The organism is Streptomyces flavalbus, from assembly GCF_042674625.1.
GTDB lineage: Bacteria > Actinomycetota > Actinomycetes > Streptomycetales > Streptomycetaceae > Streptomyces > Streptomyces flavalbus.
The window spans coordinates 7,212,282-7,228,361 of sequence record NZ_JBHTEB010000001.1; the positions used below are offsets into that span (position 1 = coordinate 7,212,282).

The following is a 16,080-nucleotide window of genomic DNA, read 5'->3' on the forward strand; positions in this document are numbered from 1 at the left end:
CACGGCGACGACACAGGCGACCCGACCCCACGGAAGGCGTATGACGAAGGACCGGAAGGCGGACCGCAGGACCCGGATCACCGTCCTCGTGGCGCTCGCCGCCAATCTGGTGATCGCGGTGGCCAAGGCGATCGGCGGCATGGCCGCGGGGTCGCCCGCGCTGCTGTCGGAGGCGGCGCACTCGGTGGCCGACAGCCTGAACGAGGTCTTCCTGCTCGCCGCGCTGCGCCGCAGCCGCCGCCCCGCCGACCGGCGGCACCCGTTCGGCTACGGCAAGGAACGCTACTTCTGGTCGCTGCTCGCGGCCGTCGGCATCTTCGTCATGGGCGGCTGCTTCTCCTTCTTCCAGGGGTTCGAGGCGCTCAGGAACGGCACCGAGGAGTCCTTCGGCGGCTATGTGGCGGGCCTGGTCGTGCTCGGCGTGGCCCTGCTCGCGGAGGGCGCCTCGCTGCTGCGGGCCCTGTACCAGATGCGCCGCCAGGGCGGCCTCGCCCGGCTGCGGGACCCCGCCCTGCGCACGGTCATCGCCGAGGACGGCACCGCGGTGCTCGGCGTCTGCCTCGCGCTGGCCGGGATGGCCCTGCACATGGCGACGGGGCAGGTGGTGTGGGAGGCGTCCGCGTCGCTGGCGATCGGCGCGCTGCTGGTCTACGTGGCCTACCGGCTGGGCCGGGACGCCCGGGACCAGCTCATCGGGGAGGCCGCCGACCCGCGGGCCAGCGGCCGGATCGAGGCGGTGCTGCGGGCCCAGCCCGAGATCGACAGCGTGGAGGCGCTGTTCACGATGAAGACCGGCGTCGACACGACCCTGGTGGCGGCGCGCGTCGACCTGGTGCCGGGCCTGGACAGCGAGCGGGTGGAGGAGGTCGCCGTACGCATCAAGCGGACCATCGCCCGCACCGTGCCCGAGGCGGACCAGGTCTTCCTCGACGTCACCGACCGCCTCGCGCAGGAGGCAGGGGAAAGCCCCGCCGCGACGGGGGAACGCGGCGGGGCATGAGGTGCGGGTGCCCGGCCCCGGGCGCTTCATGCCACCCGTGCGGAGAATTTCTCCGGGAGTTCTCTCCGGGGCCCGTACGGCACCGGCTCCCCCCTCACCGGCGTTACTGGTGCTCGGTCCGTTCGAGCACGAACACCGGGATGAGACGGTCCGTCTTCTCCTGGTACTCGGCGTACGGGGGATAGGCGGCGACGGCCCGCCGCCACCACTCCTCCCGCTCCTCGCCGGTGACCTCACGGGCCGTCATGTCCTGCCGGACCGGGCCGTCCTGGAGCTCGACGCGCGGGTCGGCCTTGAGGTTGTGGTACCAGAACGGGTGCCGCGGCGCGCCGCCCTGGGAGGCCACCACCGCGTACCGCCCGCCGTGCTCGACCCGCATGAGCGGCGTCTTGCGGATCTTGCCACTGCGGGCGCCGCGGTTGGTCATGATGATCACGGGGAGCCCGGTGTCCCGGAGGGTCGTCCCCTCGGTGCCGCCGGAGCTCTCGTACAACTCGACCTGGTCGCGGACCCACTGGGCGGGGCTCGGCTCGTACTCGCCGTCGAGAGGCATGGCTTTCGTACCCTTCGTCACGTACGCGTGCTCAGGCCACCACCATATGCACCGCCAGCCCCGCCATCACGCCGCTCGACACCAGCGCCGTCACCAGTCGCCCGCGGCGCCCGGTCAGCGTCCGGCCGAGCAGGGCGCCGCCCCCGGCGAGCAGCAGCTGCCAACTGGCGGACGCGGCGAAGGCGGCCAGCACGAACACCGCCTGCTCCACGGGGCGCGGGGCGTCCGTGGCGCGGGCGCCGACGACCAGGGCGGCGAAGTAGATCACGGTGGTCGGGTTGAGCAGGGTGATCCCGAGCAGCGCGAGGAAGGCCCGGCCGGGACCGGGCGGGGGCGTCCGCGCCCGGGTGGCGCGCAGTCGCTCGCGGTACTGGCGTACGGCGGTCACCGCGCCGCGCACCGCGAGGGTGACCAGCACCAGCGCGGCGACCCAGCCCAGCGGCCCCAGCGCCGGGCGCAGCGCGGCGGCGAGCGCGGAGCCGCCGAGGGCGGCGAGCAGGGCGTAGAGACCGTCGGCGGTGGCGACGCCGAGCGCCGCGCAGGCGCCGGTGCGCAGCGAGGTGCGCGCGGTCAGGGACACCAGGTAGGTGCCCACCGCGCCGACCGGCACGGCGATGCCGTACCCCGCGACCAGCCCGGCGACGAGCGCGCCGGTCATGACCGCGGCGCTGTCGGCCCTCCCCGGTGGGACGGCCGCTGTCGCGTCCCCGGCGTACGGGGGGCGGCGGCGGTCGGCGGCAGCGGGTGTGCGGTAGCGGGCATGGCGTGATCGTGCGGGGCGCGGTGCCGTGGGGGCAACCGGTTTTCCCGGTGCCCCGTGCGCGTGTCGCCGCGGGAGTCGTCACTGATGGAGCGTCACATTACTGAACCGTAACCTTCTGGGTGCTACCGCCAGTAACCCCAGGCTGGGTACTGTCGGGGCCGTCACTCCGGAGTGACGCGAGCAAGGTCCGTTCTGCCTACTTGCCGTCACCAGGAGGTCAGTCATGCCCGCACGCAGCCGCCCCCGCCTGCTCGCCGTGGCGGTCACCACCGCCACCGCGGCGGCCTGTCTCGCCGCCCAGGCGCTGCCCGCCACCGCGGCCATCGGGACCGGGCGGGAAGCCGCGCGCGACAGCCGCGCCATCACGGTTCCCGCGTTCTACACCCCGCCCGCCAGCCTGCCCGCGGCCAACGGCGCCCTCGTCCGCAGCGAGCCCCTGCCGCTCGCGCTCAGCCTGCCCAGCCTGGGCGGCCCGTTGCCCGGCCGGGCCACCCGGCTGATGTACAAGTCCACCGACTCCGGCGGCGGCCCGGTCGCCGTCACCGGCGCCTACATCGAACCCACCGCCGCCTGGTCCGGCTCCGGACCGCGCCCGCTCGTCGCCGTCGCCCCCGGCACCCTCGGCCAGGGCGACCAGTGCGCCGCCTCCCTGGGCCTGCAGTACCCGCTGACGATCAACGGCGACACCGTCTCCGTCGGCTACGAGGACCTCGCCGTCTACCGGCTGCTGGCCAAGGGCGTCGCCGTCGTCGTCACCGACTACGCCGGGCTCGGCGCCACCGACCGGCTGCACACCTACGTCAACCGCGTCGACGAGGGTCACGCCGTGCTGGACGCGGTCCGCGCCGCCCGCTCGCTGAGCGGCGCGTCGGTCACCGCGTCCTCGCCGGTCGGCCTCTTCGGGTACAGCCAGGGCGGCGGCGCCACCGCCTCCGCCGCCGAACTCCAGCCGACGTACGCCCCGGACGTGACCCTCTCCGGCAGCTACGTCGGAGCGCCGCCCGCCGACCTGACCGAGGTCACCGCCGCCATCGACGGCAGCGAACTCGTCGGCGCCCTCGGCTGGTCGCTCAACGGCTTCCTCCAGTCCGAGCCCGCGCTGCGCCCCCTCGCCGACGAGCACATCAACGACAAGGGCCGCGCCGCGCTCGACGACCTGGCGCACCGCTGCGTCGGCGACGCGATCCTCGCCTACGGCTACCAGCGCAGCACCGCCTGGACCAGGGACGGCCGGTCCATCAGCCAGATCATCGCGGCGGAGCCGCTGCTCCAGGACTTCCTGGCCGAACAGCGCATCGGCAACCTGAAGCCGACCGGCCCGGTGCGCGTCGCCACCGGTGTCAACGACAACCTCGTCCCGCACGGCCAGTCCCGCAGGCTCGCCGTCGACTGGTGCCGCAAGGGCGGCAACGTCACCTACAAGCCGGTGATCCTGCCGAACGTGGTCAGCCCGCTGCTCAACCACTTCGGCCCCCTCCTCACCGACCAGGGCGACGCGGTCGACTGGCTCACCGACCGGCTCTCCGGCAAGTCCGCGTCCGGCAACTGCTGGTCCATGCCGATCCAGCCCTGACGCCGCGCACCTACGCGCAGCCCACGGTCGGCCCCGCCAGCATCCCGCCGGTGTAGAGGGCCTGCCCGCGCGGCATCCAGTAGCCCAGCTTGGACACCACGGTGGAGCACCGTGCGTCCAGCGCCACCCGGACGGTCACGGTGGCCGGGTGGCCGGGCTGGAGGTCGGTGAGGGCGCAGTCCAGGGCGTGCGGCAGCCGGGTGTCGGAGGGGTGACGGCCGATCAGCGGGTTGACGCAGCGGGCGTCCTCGGTGACCAGCCGCACCCCGCTGCCCTCCTCACCGATGAGCCCGAACCGCGCGCTGCCGTCGCCCTGGTCGCTGTCGCGGTACACGGTGTACGTCAGGGTGGTCGTCGCACCCGGCCGCAGCGGACCGCCGGTGACCTCCACCCGGTGGGTGGGCGCCGCCTTCGGCGCGGTCAGCGTGAGGGTGGCGTGCACCGTGCCCCGCAGGTCGACCCCGTCGGGGGCGGAGCGCACCCGCACCTCGGCCTCGATGTCGTACCGCCCCGGCCCGGGGTACGCCGCCGACCCGGGCAGCGTGCCGGAGGCGACGGTCTCGCCGTCCCGCCGCGCCGTCCAGCTGCCCGACGTCAGACAGCCCAGGCGGGCCCGGGCGCCGGGCCGGTGGCAGGACGCCGGTGCGGAGACGGCCAGCGTCGGGGTGCCGCTGCCCGCGCACAGGCTGACGGTGGCGCGCTGCCCGGCCGCGCCGCGCAGGGTGCCCGCGGGCGCGCACAGCGTCGCCGGGGGCTCGGCGGCCGGGGCCCGCGCCGGGAGGGGACGCCCCTCGGCGGGCCCGCCGAGCGCCAGCGTCAGGACGGCCGCCGCCGTCAGCATCCGGACCAGTGAGCGCAAGCGCGAACGTGTCGGCACCGCTTTCCTCCCGCACGGCCGGACCGGCCGGGCGCCGGTCACCTGGGCCGAGGATGCGCGCCGCCCCACCCCCCGGCCCGCACCCACGCCGGGCGGGTCACCTGCGGGCAGCAACGGCAGGGCGGGTGCCACCCGTAAGAGGACCACCCGTAAGAGGACCACCCGTAATTCGGTACTCCCGCGCGGGAGTCGCGCCTATCGTGGCGCGATGACCAGCCGACTCATCGCGATCTCCTTCGACGCACACCAGCCGGAGCCCCTGGCCCACTTCTGGTCCGGCGTCCTCGGCGGCCTGGAGCGGGCCGACGACCCCCGCACCGGCGTCGCCCTGCTGTCCGGGAACGACGCCGGTTACCGCCTCGCCTTTCGCCCCACCGAGGCCCCCAAGACCGCCCAGAACCGGCTGCACTTCGACCTGACCACCACGTCCCCGGAGGGCCAGCGCGAGATCGTGGCCAGGGCGCTCGACCTCGGCGCCCGCCACGCCGACGTCGGCCAGGGGCCCGACGCCTCCCACGTGGTGCTCGCCGACCCCGAGGGCAACGAGTTCTGCGTCCTCGCGCCGGGCAACCGCTTCCTCGCCGGGTGCGGCCTGCTCGGGGCGCTCGCCTGCGACGGTTCGCAGGCCGTGGGCTACTTCTGGAGCGCGGCGCTCGGCTGGCCGCTGGTCTGGGACCAGGACGAGGAGACCGCCGTCCAGTCACCCGACGGCGGCACGAAGATCACCTGGGGCGGTCCGCCGCTGATGCCGGACCCGGGCAAGGACCTGCACCTCGACCTCGCCGCGGACGGCGACCAGCAGGCGGAGGCCGAGCGGCTGGTCTCCCTCGGCGCGAAGCGCCTCGACGACGGCGCGGACGGCGCCGTCCTGCTGGCCGACCCCGACGGCAACACGTTCCGGCTGCTCCCGGCTCAGTGAGGCCCGCCCGCGGCGAACTCCGTGCCGCACGGGCCCGCCCCCTCGCTCTCCGCCAGCACCACCCGCTCCCCGCTCATCGCCACCGTCCGGTAGTACGTCCCGATGCGCCGCGCCGAGCGGCCGACGTAGTGCCCGATGAACGAGCGGCGGAAGCGGTCGGCGCTCAGGTTGGGTCCCGAGCCGTGCACCAGGCTGCCGTTGAAGAACAGCACGTCACCCGGGGACATGTCGACGGGCACGGCGCTGAGGCCGGGCGGCGGGGGCACGTACTCGCGGGCGAAGGACAGCTCCGGGTCCGCGTCCTCCGGGCAGAACAGGTCCATCCGGTGGGTGCCGGGGACCACCTCCAGGCCGCCGTTGGCGCGGTCGATGACGTCGCAGGCCAGCCAGGCCGCCACACACGTCCCCGGCTCCACCCGCAGGTAGAAGTTGTCCTGGTGCAGGGCCTGGCCCCGGGCGCCCGGCGGCTTGAAGTAGAACATGCTCTGCGCGGCCAGCACCTCCTCGCCCAGGAGGACCTCAAGGACCGTACGCAGCCGCGCGTCCAGGAGGACGTCCCGCGCGCGGTCGAGGAACTCGTGCGGGTGCATCACCCGGGGGTGGGTGGCCAGCGGGTCCCCGGTGGCGTCCGGGCGGGGCTCGAAGTGGCCCGGCACCGGGCGGCCGGTGGCCCGCAGCGCTTCGAGGTCGGCGCACAGGGCGTCGACCTCCGCCCGCGCGAACAGGCCGGGGAGGACCGTGTAGCCGTCCTGCCGGAAACGGGCGACGGCTGACTCCGGCAGGATGGGGGTACCGGCGGCGTCGATGCCCGTGGCTGTCATCGCTGTCCTCCTGGGTCGGGGGGCGTCGCCTTCCACGCTAGGCCGGGACGCGGTTTCGGAGGATGCCCGTGAACGCTGAGGACCTGCCCGTGGCTGCCGCGCCCGGCGACCCCTCACCGCCGCCGGGCCTGCTGGTGACCGGACGGTTCGACGAGACCGCCGGGTACCGGGTGGACCGGCCGGACGGTTCCGCGAGCTGGCTGGTCGTGTGGACCACGGGCGGGCGGGGGCGGCTCCGGCAGGGCGCCGCCGAGGCGCACGCGGCGGCGGGTGACCTGCTGGTGCTCGCGCCCGGGGTCGCGCAGGAGTACGGCGTGGCGCCGGGCGCCCGGAACTGGCGGTTCTGGTGGGCGCACTGCCAGGTCCGGCCGGGCTGGCTGACCTGGCTGCGGCCGTACGCCGTGGGGGACGGCATGTACGCCGTCACCCCGGTGCCCGCCGCGCTGCACGCCCGGATCGGGGCCGCCCTGCGCCGGACCCACGCCGACGCCCGCTGGACCGGCACCGGAGCCCCGCCCACCGCCGTGGACGCCGGGGAACTGGTCGCCGTGGCGCACGGCACCGCCGCCCGGGAACTCGCCCTCGGCGCCCTGGAGGAGGCCGTCGTGCTCGCCACCGCCACCGCCCGCACCCCGCCGCCCCCGCCCGGCACCGACGCCCGGGTGCACCGGGCCCTCGCCGTCATCGCCGCCGACCCGGGCGCCCCGCACACCGTCGCCTCCCTCGCCGCGGGGGTCGCCCTGTCGCCGTCGCGGTTCGCGCACCTGTTCACCCGGCAGGCGGGGCAGTCGCCCATGCGGGCGCTCCGCGAGGCCCGGCTGCGGCACGCCGCCCGGCTGCTGGAGAGCACCGAGCTGTCCGTGGAACGCGTCGCCGCCGCCTCCGGGTTCGTCAGCCCCTTCCACTTCAGCCGGGTGTTCCGCGAGCGCTACGGCGTCCCGCCCGGCGCCTACCGGGCCGCCGGGCCCCGCTGAGGCGCGCCGCCGTCAGCTCCCGGTGCCGGGGCGGACCACCGTCAGGCGCACCGTCGAGGCGTTCCCGGCGACGGGCACCGGACCGGCCGTCCACGCCACCCGTAGCTGGTCGAACTCGTCCGGCGGAGTGATCAGGAGCGCCGCCGGTGTGGCCGTCTCCGCGCCGCTGATCTGCGGGCTGGAGAAGCTCAGCCCCGCCCAGGCCCGCTGCCCCGGCGCCAGCCGGACGGTGGTCGCCTCCATCGGGTCACGCCGCGGGTCGGGGCCGAGCTGCTCGCCCGCGCTGTCGACGAACGCGGCGCCCGGGTAGCCGTGCAGGGTGCAGGTACGTCCGGAGGCGTTGGTGAGGACGACCGGGTAGTTCCGCTGCCCGGCGCCGGGCGAGCCGCGGCCCACCGACGCGCGCAGTTCGGAGGTGTGGCAGCGGGCGGAGTCGTCCTTGTCGTGCGCGGCGTCGCCGGGCACCGTGGCCTCCTCGGTGATGTCGGGCAGCTCCGAGGTGTTCGGCACGCTCACCGACGCCGAGGCCGCCGGGCTCACCTCGCGCGGCGCCGGGGTGTCCGCCGCGCCCGGTGTGCCGACCGTGGTGCCGCAGCCGGTGAGCCCTGTCAGCACGGCCAGCACGGCCAGCACGGCCACGGCACCCACGAGGGCGGCCCGGCCCCGGGCCGGTAACACGGTAGCCGTCATGTTCCCGCTCTCCTCACGCACGCTCCGTGACCGTTCGGGTGCCCCGTCCGGAACCGCTCATCCCTCTTCCGGTTCGAGGAGCGTCAGTTCCGCCCAGATCGTCTTGCCCTCGGTGGTGTGGCGGCTGCCCCAGCGCTGGGTGAGCTGGGCGACCAGGAGCAGCCCCCGCCCGCCCTCGTCCCAGGTCTTGGCCCGGCGCAGGTGCGGGGCGGTGTGGCTGGTGTCGGAGACCTCGCAGATCAGCGTCGCCGCGTCATGGATCAGCCGCAGCCGGATCGGCGGGGCGCCGTAGCGGATGGCGTTGGTGACCAGCTCGCTCACCACCAGCTCGGTGGTGAAGGAGGCCTCGCCGAGGCCCCACTCGCCGAGCTGGTCGAGGACCTGCTTGCGGATCGGCGCGACCAGCGCCGGGTCGGCGGGGATGTCCCAGGTGGCGACCTGCGACGGCGGCAGCCCGCGGGTGCGCGCCAGCAGCAGGGCCACGTCGTCGACGGCGCTGCCGTCCTTCGGCATCAGGGTGCGCAGCACCCGGTCGCAGGTCTGCTCCAGCGAACCGGAGTCCTCGGTCAGCGCCTCCCGCAGCAGGGCGCGGGCGGCGTTCTCGTCGCGGAGCGGGGACTCGATCAGCCCGTTGGTGAAGAAGGCGAGCAGACTGCCCTCCGCCAGCGCCAGTTCGGCCGACTCGAAGGGCAGCCCGCCCACGCCCAGCGGCGGTCCCGCGGGCAGGTCCACCTCCCGGGGCGCGCCGCCCGGCGGCACCAGCACGGGCGGCGGGTGCCCGGCGCGGGCCAGGGCGCAGCGCCGGGACACCGGGTCGTAGACGGCGTACAGGCAGGTCGCGCCGACCTCGCCGGTGCTGCCGTCGCCGCCGGTCTCCTCGGACAGCCGTACCACCAGGTCGTCCAGGTGGGTGAGGAGTTCCTCGGGGGCGAGGTCGATGTCGGCGAGGGTGCGCACCGCCGTGCGCAGCCGCCCCATGGTGGCGGACGCCTGCACGCCGTGGCCGACGACGTCGCCGACGACCAGGGCGACCCGCATCCCGGACAGCGGGATCACGTCGAACCAGTCGCCGCCCACTCCGGAGCGGGCGGCGGGCAGATAGCGGGAGGAGGCCGCCACGGCGGCGGTGTGCGCGAGGCTGCGCGGCAGCAGGCTGCGCTGGAGGGCGAGGGCGGTGTCGCGCTCGCGGGAGTAGCGGCGGGCGTTGTCGACGCAGACGGCGGCGCGGGCGGTGATCTCCTCCGCCAGCAGCGCGTCGTCCGGGGTGAAGGGGTCGGTGCGCCGGTAGCGGGAGAAGACGGCGATGCCGAGGGTGGTGCCGCGGGCCCGGATCGGCACCGACATGCCGGAGCGCACCTCGTACTCGGCGGTCCGGGCGCGGCGGCGGTCGTCCTTGGCGAGCCAGCGCTCCAGGTCGTCGTCGGGGAGCGTGGCGATGATCGTGCGGCCGGTGAGCAGCGAGTTGGCCTGCGGCGACTCGGCCGGGTACGCCCCGGTGTCGCCCAGCGCGATCGCGGCCTCCGGGGTGCCGGGGCGGATCGAGCGGTGGGCGACGCGGCGCAGGGTCACCGGTGGGGTGAGCCGGGTCGGCGGGTCGCCGTCGTCGGTCGGGTCGAGCAGGTCGACGCTGACGAAGTCGGCGAGGGCGGGCACGCACACGTCCGCCAGCTCCTGTGCCGTACGGGTGACGTCGAGGGTGGTGCCGATGCCGACGCTGGCCTCGTTGACCAGTTGGAGCCGCTCCCGGGCGAGGTACTGCTCGGTGAAGTCGTGCGCGGCCACGCTCACCCCCCGCACCCGGCCCTCGGCGTCGAGGACGGGGGCCATCAGGGCGAGCCAGGCGGTGACCTTGCCGTCGCCGCCGAACGGCACGTAGAGGCGTACGTGGCTGCGCTGGCCGCTGGCGATGACCTGGCGCATGTGCCGTTCCAGCTCGATGGTGTGCGGCTGGATGCTCACGTCGGTGGGCCTGAGGCCCCGCAGCCGTTCCTCGGGCAGTCCGAGCACCGCGGCCATGGCCTCGTTGGCCCGGCGCAGCCGCAGGTGCTCGTCGTTGATGGACATGGCGCACGGCGACTGCATCAGGTCGATGTGGGCCAGCGCGTCCCCGGGCGCCGGGGGCGCGTCGTCCAGGGGGGTGACCACCAGCCAGCCCGGGGTGCGGGGGTGCGCGAGCAGCCAGACGGGGAGCGTTCGGCCATCCCGGTGGCGCAGGGTGAGGGTGCCGCCGAGGCGGTCGCCGGTGAGTTCGCTGACGGGCTTCAGGTGACCACCGGCGACCAGCTCCGCGGCGGGGTGGCCGACCACCTCGGCGGCGGTCCAGCCGAGCAGCCGCCGGGCGCCCTCGTTCCACTCGGTCAGGATGCCGTCGCCGTCGAGGGCGACCCGGGCCGTCGCGGCCTCGTCGAACGGGTGATCCGGGCTCACCATCGCCACTCCATCGCGTCCACGCACAGTGAACAACTGTGTTGCCTGAGTTCCAGACTAGTGCTTTTGGTCCGTACCGGTCGGCAAGCCCCGAGTGCCCAGGGACGCGGCGGCGTCATGCGTCCGGGCGCGGGGTTTGCCGTGGATCTTCCGCCACGCGCGGACCCCGCCCGTCGAACGGCGCCGTCGAACCGGTCCTGTCCGGACCGTTGACGTGCGTCATGACTCCCACAACGATGGCCTCCGACCGCATCTGGGAGCGCTCCCACGGCATGGTGGCCCGGGAGCGCCACCCGCACCTCCCTTCCAGGAGCCCAGACGTGAAACGACCCAGAACCGCCCTGCTGTCCCTGACAGCCCTGCTGGCGGCGGGCCTGACCGCGCTGCCCGCCGCCCCCGCCGGGGCCGACGAGGTAGAGCAGGTCAGGAACGGCACCTTCGACACCACCCTCGACCCGTGGTGGACCACCAGCAACGTCACCCCGAACCTCACCGACGGCCGCCTCTGCGCGGACGTGCCCGGCGGCACCCAGAACCGGTGGGACGCCACCATCGGGCAGAACGACATCACCCTCACGAAGGGCGAGTCGTACCGCTTCTCCTTCTACGCCGACGGAGTGCCCGACGGGCACGTGGTCCGGGCGATCGTGGGCCTGTCCGACGCGCCCTACGACACCTGGTTCGAGGTGAGCCCGCAGCTCAGCGTCTCGGGGAACTCCTACGCGTACACGTTCACCTCGCCGGTCGACACCGCCCGCGCCCAGGTCGCCTTCCAGGTCGGCGGCAGCGCCGACCCGTGGCGGTTCTGCACGGACGACGTCTCGCTGCTGGGCGGTGTGCCCCCGGAGCGGTACGAGCCCGACACCGGGCCGCGGGTGCGGGTCAACCAGGTCGCCTACCTGCCCGCCGGGCCGAAGAACGCCACCCTGGTCACCGACGCCGCCACCCGGCTGCCCTGGCAGCTCAAGAGGGCCGACGGGACCGTGGCCGCCCGCGGCTGGACCGTGCCCCGCGGCACCGACGCGTCCTCCGCGCAGACCGTGCACTCCATCGACTTCAGCGGCTACAAGGCCCGCGGCAAGGGGCTCACCCTGGTCGCGGACGGCGAGACCAGCCGCCCGTTCGACATCGACGCGCGGGCCTACGAGCGGCTGCGCCTCGACGCCGTGAAGTTCTACTACACCCAGCGCAGCGGCATCGCGATACGGGACGACCTGCGCCCCGGCTACGGCCGCGCCGCCGGTCACCTCAACGTGGCGCCCAACCAGGGCGACGCCGACGTGCCCTGCCAGCCCGGCGTCTGCGACTACTCCCTCGACGTCACCGGCGGCTGGTACGACGCGGGCGACCACGGCAAGTACGTCGTCAACGGCGGCATCTCCGTCTGGGAGCTGCTCAGCACCTACGAGCGCGCCCTGCACGCCCGCACCGGGCAGCCCGCGCGGTTCGGCGACGGCTCCCTCGCCATCCCCGAGAGCGGCAACAAGGTGCCCGACCTGCTCGACGAGGTGCGCTGGCAACTGGAGTTCATGCTGAAGATGCAGGTACCGGGCGGGCAGCCGCTCGCCGGGATGGCGCACCACAAGGTGCATGACGAGGCGTGGACCGGGCTGCCGCTGATGCCCAGCGCCGACCCGCAGAAGCGCGAGCTGCACCCGCCGACCACCACGGCCACCCTCAACCTCGCCGCCTCCGCGGCGCAGGCGGCCCGCCTCTACAAGCCCTACGACCGGAAGTTCGCGGCCGAGCTGCTCACCGCCGCCCGCACCGCCTGGGCCGCCGCGCTCGCCCACCCCGACCTGCTGCCCGACCCGAACGACGGCGTCGGCGGCGGCGCCTACCCGGACACCGACGCCAGCGACGACTTCTACTGGGCCGCGTCCCAGCTGTACCTCACCACCGGTGAGAAGCAGTTCGAGCGGTACGTCCTGGACTCGCCGGTGCACACCGCCGACATCTTCGGCGCGACCGGCTTCGACTGGGCACGCACCGCCGCGGCGGGCCGCCTGGACCTCGCCACCGTGCCGAACCGGCTCCCCGGCCGGGACAAGGTCCGCCAGTCCGTCGTCAAGGGCGCCGACCGCTACCTCGCCACCCTGAAGGCACAGCCGTACGGGATGCCGTACGCCCCCGACGGCAACGTCTACGACTGGGGCTCCAACCACCAGGTCCTCAACAACGCCGTCGTCATCGCCAGCGCCTACGACATCACCGGCGCGTCGAAGTACCGCGACGGGGCCGTGCAGAGCATGGACTACGTCCTCGGGCGCAACGCGCTGAACCTGTCCTACGTCACCGGCTACGGCGACGTCAGCGCCGAGAACCAGCACAGCCGCTGGTACGCCCACCAGCTCGACCCGAACCTGCCCCACCCGCCCGCCGGTTCCCTCGCGGGCGGTCCCAACTCCAGCATCCAGGACCCGCTCGCGCAGGCGAAGCTCCAGGGCTGCGTCGGCCAGTTCTGCTACATCGACGACATCCAGTCCTGGTCGACCAACGAGCTGACCATCAACTGGAACGCGGCCCTGGCCTGGATGGCGGCGTTCGTCGCCGACCAGGGCTAGCCGCCGGTCGCTGGTCACCCCCGGCCGGGAGGGACGGTTCAGTCCCTCCCGGCCGGGATCAGGGTGGCCACCAGAACGTCCCGCCAGGCCGGTGCGGTGTCGTCGACCGGGCGGATGGGGGAGACCCCGTGCACCGTGCGGCGGTCGTCGCCGAGCAGCAGGGTGCCGGGCTCGCTCAGCGTCGTCTCCAGCAGCGGTTCGCCGTCGGTGCCGACGACGCAGGTCTGGCCGCCGGAGGCGTTGCGCCGGTCGACCAGGAGCGCGGAGACCAGGGTGACGCCGTCGTGGTGCAGGCCCTCGGGCGTCGGCTCCCCGGCGCCACCGGCCCGCGCGAGCACCCGGAAGGGGTGCACCTGGGCCTCCCACGCCTCGACGTCCGCCAGGTCCGCCGCCGCCCCGCCCAGCAGGCGCAGCAGCGCCCGCAGCACGGGGTCGGCGGCGAAGGCGTCGGTCAGCGGCTCGAAGTGGCGGTCCACGGTGACGTACAGCGGATTGCTGGCCTCCGGCTGCACGAACGCCCGGTGCGGCAGCGGGGTGAGGTCCCCGGTGCCGTCCGCCAGCCGGAAGCGGCCGTAGCGGCGCGTGCGCTGGGTGCCGCGTTCGGCGGCGTAGGGGTCGGGCGCCAGCTCCTCCCAGTGCCGGGCGAAGTCCGCCCACCCGGCGGCGTCCGTCCCGACGTGCGCCGACACCTCGGCCGCGGTCAGCAGGCACACGCCCGACGAGGCGAGCGCGCGGCGGGCCCGCTCGGGCAGTGCGGTGGACTTCTCGGCGTTCACCATGCCTCCCATGGTCCACAGCCGCCTCGCCCCCGCACCCGGAAGGCGCCTCAGGCGGGCGTCTCCGCGGTGGCGGTCAGGACCGCGCGGCCGAGGACGTGACCCGACATCGTGAAGCCGAGGACGGCCGGGGTGGCGTCGGCCGGGACGCCGATGGACTCGACGTCGAGGGCGTGCACCACGACGAAGTAGCGGTGCGGGCCGTGCCCGGCGGGCGGCGCGGCGCCGATGAAGCGGTTCGCCCGCACGTCGTTCGGGAGCTGGTAGGCGCCCTCGGGCAGCCCCGAGCCGGTGTCGTCGCCCGCGCCCTCGGGCAGCTCGGTGACGGTGGCGGGGATGTCGGCGACCGCCCAGTGCCAGAGCCCGGAGCCGGTCGGGGCGTCGGGGTCGTACACCGTGACGGCGTAGCTCCTGGTGCCCTCCGGGGCGCCGCTCCAGGAGAGCTGCGGCGAGGCGTCCTTCCCGCCGGGGACGCCGGAGATCCCGGAGTACTGCTCGATCGGCCAGGGGGCGCCGTCGTCGACGGTGGTGCTGGTGACGGTGAAGGAGGCCGCCTCGGGGAGGCGGGCGAAGGGGTCGTTGGCGCTCATCGTGTGGTTCCTCTCGGGGATGCGGGGATGCGGTGACGCGGAGCCGTGGAGCGACTCTGAATCGACCATAACACCGATAATCGATTATCCGCTGGATCGTCTATGCTGACGTCCATGAAGCAGACATCCCACATCTCCGCCCCGCCGGAGAGCCCCGCGGGAAACCCCGCAGGAAACCCGTCGGGGAAGCAGATGCTCTCCGAGCAGGTCTACGCACACCTGCGCGACGCGATCATGCGCGGCGACCACGCCCCCGGAGATCCGCTCAAACCGCAGGACATCGCCAAGGAGCGGGGCGTCAGCCTGGCCGTCGTGCGGGAGGCGCTCGTCCGGGTGGTCGGGGACGGGCTCGCGGACCGGCTGCCCAACCGGGGCTTCGCCGTCCCGGCCTTCTCCGACCGCCGCTGGCAGGAGATCGCGGAGGCCCGCCGGACCATCGAGCCGGTCGTGCTGCGGATGTCGGTCGAACGCGGCGACGTCGAGTGGGAGGCGCGCGTCCGGGCCGCCCACCACCGGCTGGCCCGCACCCCGGCCTACCTGCCGGGGGAGGGCGAGCACTACAGCGCCGCCTGGGCCGAGGTCCACCGGGTCTTCCACCGGACCCTGCTGGAGGGCTGCGGCAACCCCGTCCTGCTGGCCACCTGCGACCGGCTCTGGACGGCCAGCGAGCTGGCCCGCCGCTGGTCGGCGCGGCGCGCCCCCGGACGCGACGGCGCCGCCGAGCACCGGCGCCTGGAGGAGGCGGCCCTGGACCGCGACGCCGACACCGCCGCCGACCTCCTCGCCCAGCACCTCACCACGACCGCGGCCGTCCTGACCGACGGCCCGACCGCCGACCACGAGTAGGGGACCGGATGTCCGGACTGATCGACACCACGGAGATGTACCTCCGCACCGTCCTGGAGCTGGAGGAGGAGGGCGCGGTCCCGATGCGGGCCCGGATCGCCGAGCGGCTCAACCAGAGCGGACCCACCGTCAGCCAGACCGTCGCCCGCATGGAACGCAACGGCCTGCTGCGCGTCGCGGACGACCGGCACCTGGAGCTGACCGACGAGGGCCGTCGGCTGGCCACCCGTGTGATGCGCAAGCACCGCCTCGCGGAGTGCCTGTTGGTGGAGGTGATCGGCCTGGAGTGGGAGCAGGTGCACGCCGAGGCCTGCCGCTGGGAGCACGTGATGAGCGAGGCCGTGGAGCGTCGCGTCCTCGAACTGCTGGGCCACCCCACCGAGTCGCCGTACGGCAACCCGATCCCGGGCCTGGCGGAACTGGGCGAGACGGGGGCCGTGGCGGCGTTCCTCGGCGACGGCCTGGTCAGCCTCAGCGACCTGGCGCCCGGGCCGGACGGCGCGAGCGTGGTCGTACGGCGGATCGGGGAGCCGGTGCAGACCGACCCCCGGCTGATGCTCACCCTGCGCCGCGCGGGGGCGCGGCCCGGCGCGGTCGTGCGCGTGACGCCGTCGCCCGGCGGGGTGACGGTCGGCGACGGCGGTACGGCGGCCGAGCTGCCCGCGCCGGTCGCCGCGCACGTGTTCGTGGCGAGGCGCTGAGCCCGG

Annotated in this window: 15 protein-coding genes; 7 read left to right on the plus strand and 8 right to left on the minus strand. The window is 74.8% G+C overall.

Annotated elements, in window-relative coordinates; translation table 11 throughout:
- Nucleotides 1–40: 40 nt before the first annotated feature.
- A complete protein-coding gene (locus ACFQZ6_RS32240) occupies nt 41–1,000 on the plus strand; it encodes a cation diffusion facilitator family transporter (RefSeq protein ID WP_381616397.1) in 960 nt (319 codons plus the stop codon).
- Between the two features lie 103 nt (nt 1,001–1,103).
- On the opposite strand, the gene ACFQZ6_RS32245 is transcribed toward ACFQZ6_RS32240, so the two are convergent.
- The gene (locus ACFQZ6_RS32245) at nt 1,104–1,553 is read right to left on the minus strand and encodes a nitroreductase family deazaflavin-dependent oxidoreductase (RefSeq protein WP_381616400.1); all 450 of its coding nucleotides are present in this window, start codon (nt 1,551–1,553) and stop codon (nt 1,104–1,106) included.
- A gap of 31 nt (nt 1,554–1,584) precedes the next feature.
- On the minus strand, nt 1,585–2,211 hold the full coding sequence (locus ACFQZ6_RS32250; protein ID WP_381616403.1) for a LysE family transporter: 627 nt from the start codon (nt 2,209–2,211) through the stop codon (nt 1,585–1,587).
- 328 nt (nt 2,212–2,539) lie between these two features.
- On the opposite strand from ACFQZ6_RS32250, the gene ACFQZ6_RS32255 reads away from it, so the two are divergent.
- The gene (locus ACFQZ6_RS32255) at nt 2,540–3,889 is read left to right on the plus strand and encodes a lipase family protein (RefSeq protein ID WP_381616406.1); all 1,350 of its coding nucleotides are present in this window, start codon (nt 2,540–2,542) and stop codon (nt 3,887–3,889) included.
- 10 nt (nt 3,890–3,899) lie between these two features.
- On the opposite strand, the gene ACFQZ6_RS32260 is transcribed toward ACFQZ6_RS32255, so the two are convergent.
- Nucleotides 3,900–4,748, minus strand: a complete 849-nt coding sequence (locus ACFQZ6_RS32260) for a hypothetical protein (RefSeq protein WP_381616409.1) — start codon at nt 4,746–4,748, stop codon at nt 3,900–3,902.
- Between the two features lie 226 nt (nt 4,749–4,974).
- Between ACFQZ6_RS32260 and ACFQZ6_RS32265 the strand changes: the two genes are divergently transcribed.
- Complete coding sequence (locus tag ACFQZ6_RS32265) at nt 4,975–5,685, plus strand: VOC family protein (RefSeq protein WP_381616412.1); 711 nt, start codon at nt 4,975–4,977, stop codon at nt 5,683–5,685.
- Here ACFQZ6_RS32265 and ACFQZ6_RS32270 read toward each other — a convergent pair.
- Nucleotides 5,679–6,506: a phytanoyl-CoA dioxygenase family protein gene (locus ACFQZ6_RS32270; protein WP_381616415.1), complete on the minus strand. Its 828-nt coding sequence runs from the start codon at nt 6,504–6,506 to the stop codon at nt 5,679–5,681. The genes ACFQZ6_RS32265 and ACFQZ6_RS32270 overlap by 7 nt on opposite strands.
- 62 nt (nt 6,507–6,568) lie before the next feature.
- Here ACFQZ6_RS32270 and ACFQZ6_RS32275 point away from each other — a divergent pair, with 62 nt between their 5' ends.
- A complete protein-coding gene (locus tag ACFQZ6_RS32275) occupies nt 6,569–7,480 on the plus strand; it encodes a helix-turn-helix domain-containing protein (RefSeq protein ID WP_381616418.1) in 912 nt (303 codons plus the stop codon).
- A gap of 12 nt (nt 7,481–7,492) precedes the next feature.
- Here ACFQZ6_RS32275 and ACFQZ6_RS32280 read toward each other — a convergent pair whose 3' ends face one another.
- Nucleotides 7,493–8,170: a DUF4232 domain-containing protein gene (locus ACFQZ6_RS32280; RefSeq protein ID WP_381616421.1), complete on the minus strand. Its 678-nt coding sequence runs from the start codon at nt 8,168–8,170 to the stop codon at nt 7,493–7,495.
- A gap of 57 nt (nt 8,171–8,227) precedes the next feature.
- The gene (locus tag ACFQZ6_RS32285) at nt 8,228–10,597 is read right to left on the minus strand and encodes a SpoIIE family protein phosphatase (RefSeq protein WP_381618824.1); all 2,370 of its coding nucleotides are present in this window, start codon (nt 10,595–10,597) and stop codon (nt 8,228–8,230) included.
- Nucleotides 10,598–10,917: 320 nt separating this feature from the next.
- Here ACFQZ6_RS32285 and ACFQZ6_RS32290 point away from each other — a divergent pair, with 320 nt between their 5' ends.
- A complete protein-coding gene (locus tag ACFQZ6_RS32290) occupies nt 10,918–13,161 on the plus strand; it encodes a glycoside hydrolase family 9 protein (RefSeq protein ID WP_381616424.1) in 2,244 nt (747 codons plus the stop codon).
- A gap of 38 nt (nt 13,162–13,199) precedes the next feature.
- Here ACFQZ6_RS32290 and ACFQZ6_RS32295 read toward each other — a convergent pair whose 3' ends face one another.
- Complete coding sequence (locus ACFQZ6_RS32295; protein ID WP_381616427.1) at nt 13,200–13,940, minus strand: 2OG-Fe dioxygenase family protein; 741 nt, start codon at nt 13,938–13,940, stop codon at nt 13,200–13,202.
- Nucleotides 13,941–13,987: 47 nt separating this feature from the next.
- Nucleotides 13,988–14,527 carry a YbhB/YbcL family Raf kinase inhibitor-like protein gene (locus ACFQZ6_RS32300; RefSeq protein WP_381616430.1) on the minus strand — a complete coding sequence of 180 codons (540 nt, stop codon included), beginning with the start codon at nt 14,525–14,527 and terminating at the stop codon, nt 13,988–13,990.
- A 114-nt stretch (nt 14,528–14,641) separates the two neighbouring features.
- On the opposite strand from ACFQZ6_RS32300, the gene ACFQZ6_RS32305 reads away from it, so the two are divergent.
- Both ACFQZ6_RS32305 and ACFQZ6_RS32310 read left to right on the plus strand, forming a co-directional pair.
- Entirely contained in the window at nt 14,642–15,373 is a 732-nt protein-coding gene (locus ACFQZ6_RS32305; protein WP_381616433.1) for a GntR family transcriptional regulator, read from the plus strand.
- 8 nt (nt 15,374–15,381) lie between these two features.
- Nucleotides 15,382–16,074 carry a metal-dependent transcriptional regulator gene (locus tag ACFQZ6_RS32310; protein WP_381616436.1) on the plus strand — a complete coding sequence of 231 codons (693 nt, stop codon included), beginning with the start codon at nt 15,382–15,384 and terminating at the stop codon, nt 16,072–16,074.
- The last annotated feature ends 6 nt before the right edge of the window (nt 16,075–16,080 follow it).

Excerpts from the sequence above, each read along its gene's own strand:
- ACFQZ6_RS32255 (WP_381616406.1), top strand. The coding sequence starts at position 2,540 with ATGCCCGCACGCAGCCGCCCCCGCCTGCTCGCCGTGGCGGTCACCACC.
- ACFQZ6_RS32310 (WP_381616436.1), top strand. The coding sequence starts at position 15,382 with ATGTCCGGACTGATCGACACCACGGAGATGTACCTCCGCACCGTCCTG.
- ACFQZ6_RS32250 (WP_381616403.1), bottom strand. The coding sequence starts at position 2,211 with ATGACCGGCGCGCTCGTCGCCGGGCTGGTCGCGGGGTACGGCATCGCC.
- ACFQZ6_RS32270 (WP_381616415.1), bottom strand. The coding sequence starts at position 6,506 with ATGACAGCCACGGGCATCGACGCCGCCGGTACCCCCATCCTGCCGGAG.
- ACFQZ6_RS32265 (WP_381616412.1), top strand. The coding sequence starts at position 4,975 with ATGACCAGCCGACTCATCGCGATCTCCTTCGACGCACACCAGCCGGAG.
- ACFQZ6_RS32245 (WP_381616400.1), bottom strand. The coding sequence starts at position 1,553 with ATGCCTCTCGACGGCGAGTACGAGCCGAGCCCCGCCCAGTGGGTCCGC.
- ACFQZ6_RS32300 (WP_381616430.1), bottom strand. The coding sequence starts at position 14,527 with ATGAGCGCCAACGACCCCTTCGCCCGCCTCCCCGAGGCGGCCTCCTTC.
- ACFQZ6_RS32295 (WP_381616427.1), bottom strand. The coding sequence starts at position 13,940 with ATGGTGAACGCCGAGAAGTCCACCGCACTGCCCGAGCGGGCCCGCCGC.
- ACFQZ6_RS32275 (WP_381616418.1), top strand. The coding sequence starts at position 6,569 with ATGCCCGTGAACGCTGAGGACCTGCCCGTGGCTGCCGCGCCCGGCGAC.
- ACFQZ6_RS32280 (WP_381616421.1), bottom strand. The coding sequence starts at position 8,170 with ATGACGGCTACCGTGTTACCGGCCCGGGGCCGGGCCGCCCTCGTGGGT.
- ACFQZ6_RS32240 (WP_381616397.1), top strand. The coding sequence starts at position 41 with ATGACGAAGGACCGGAAGGCGGACCGCAGGACCCGGATCACCGTCCTC.
- ACFQZ6_RS32305 (WP_381616433.1), top strand. The coding sequence starts at position 14,642 with ATGAAGCAGACATCCCACATCTCCGCCCCGCCGGAGAGCCCCGCGGGA.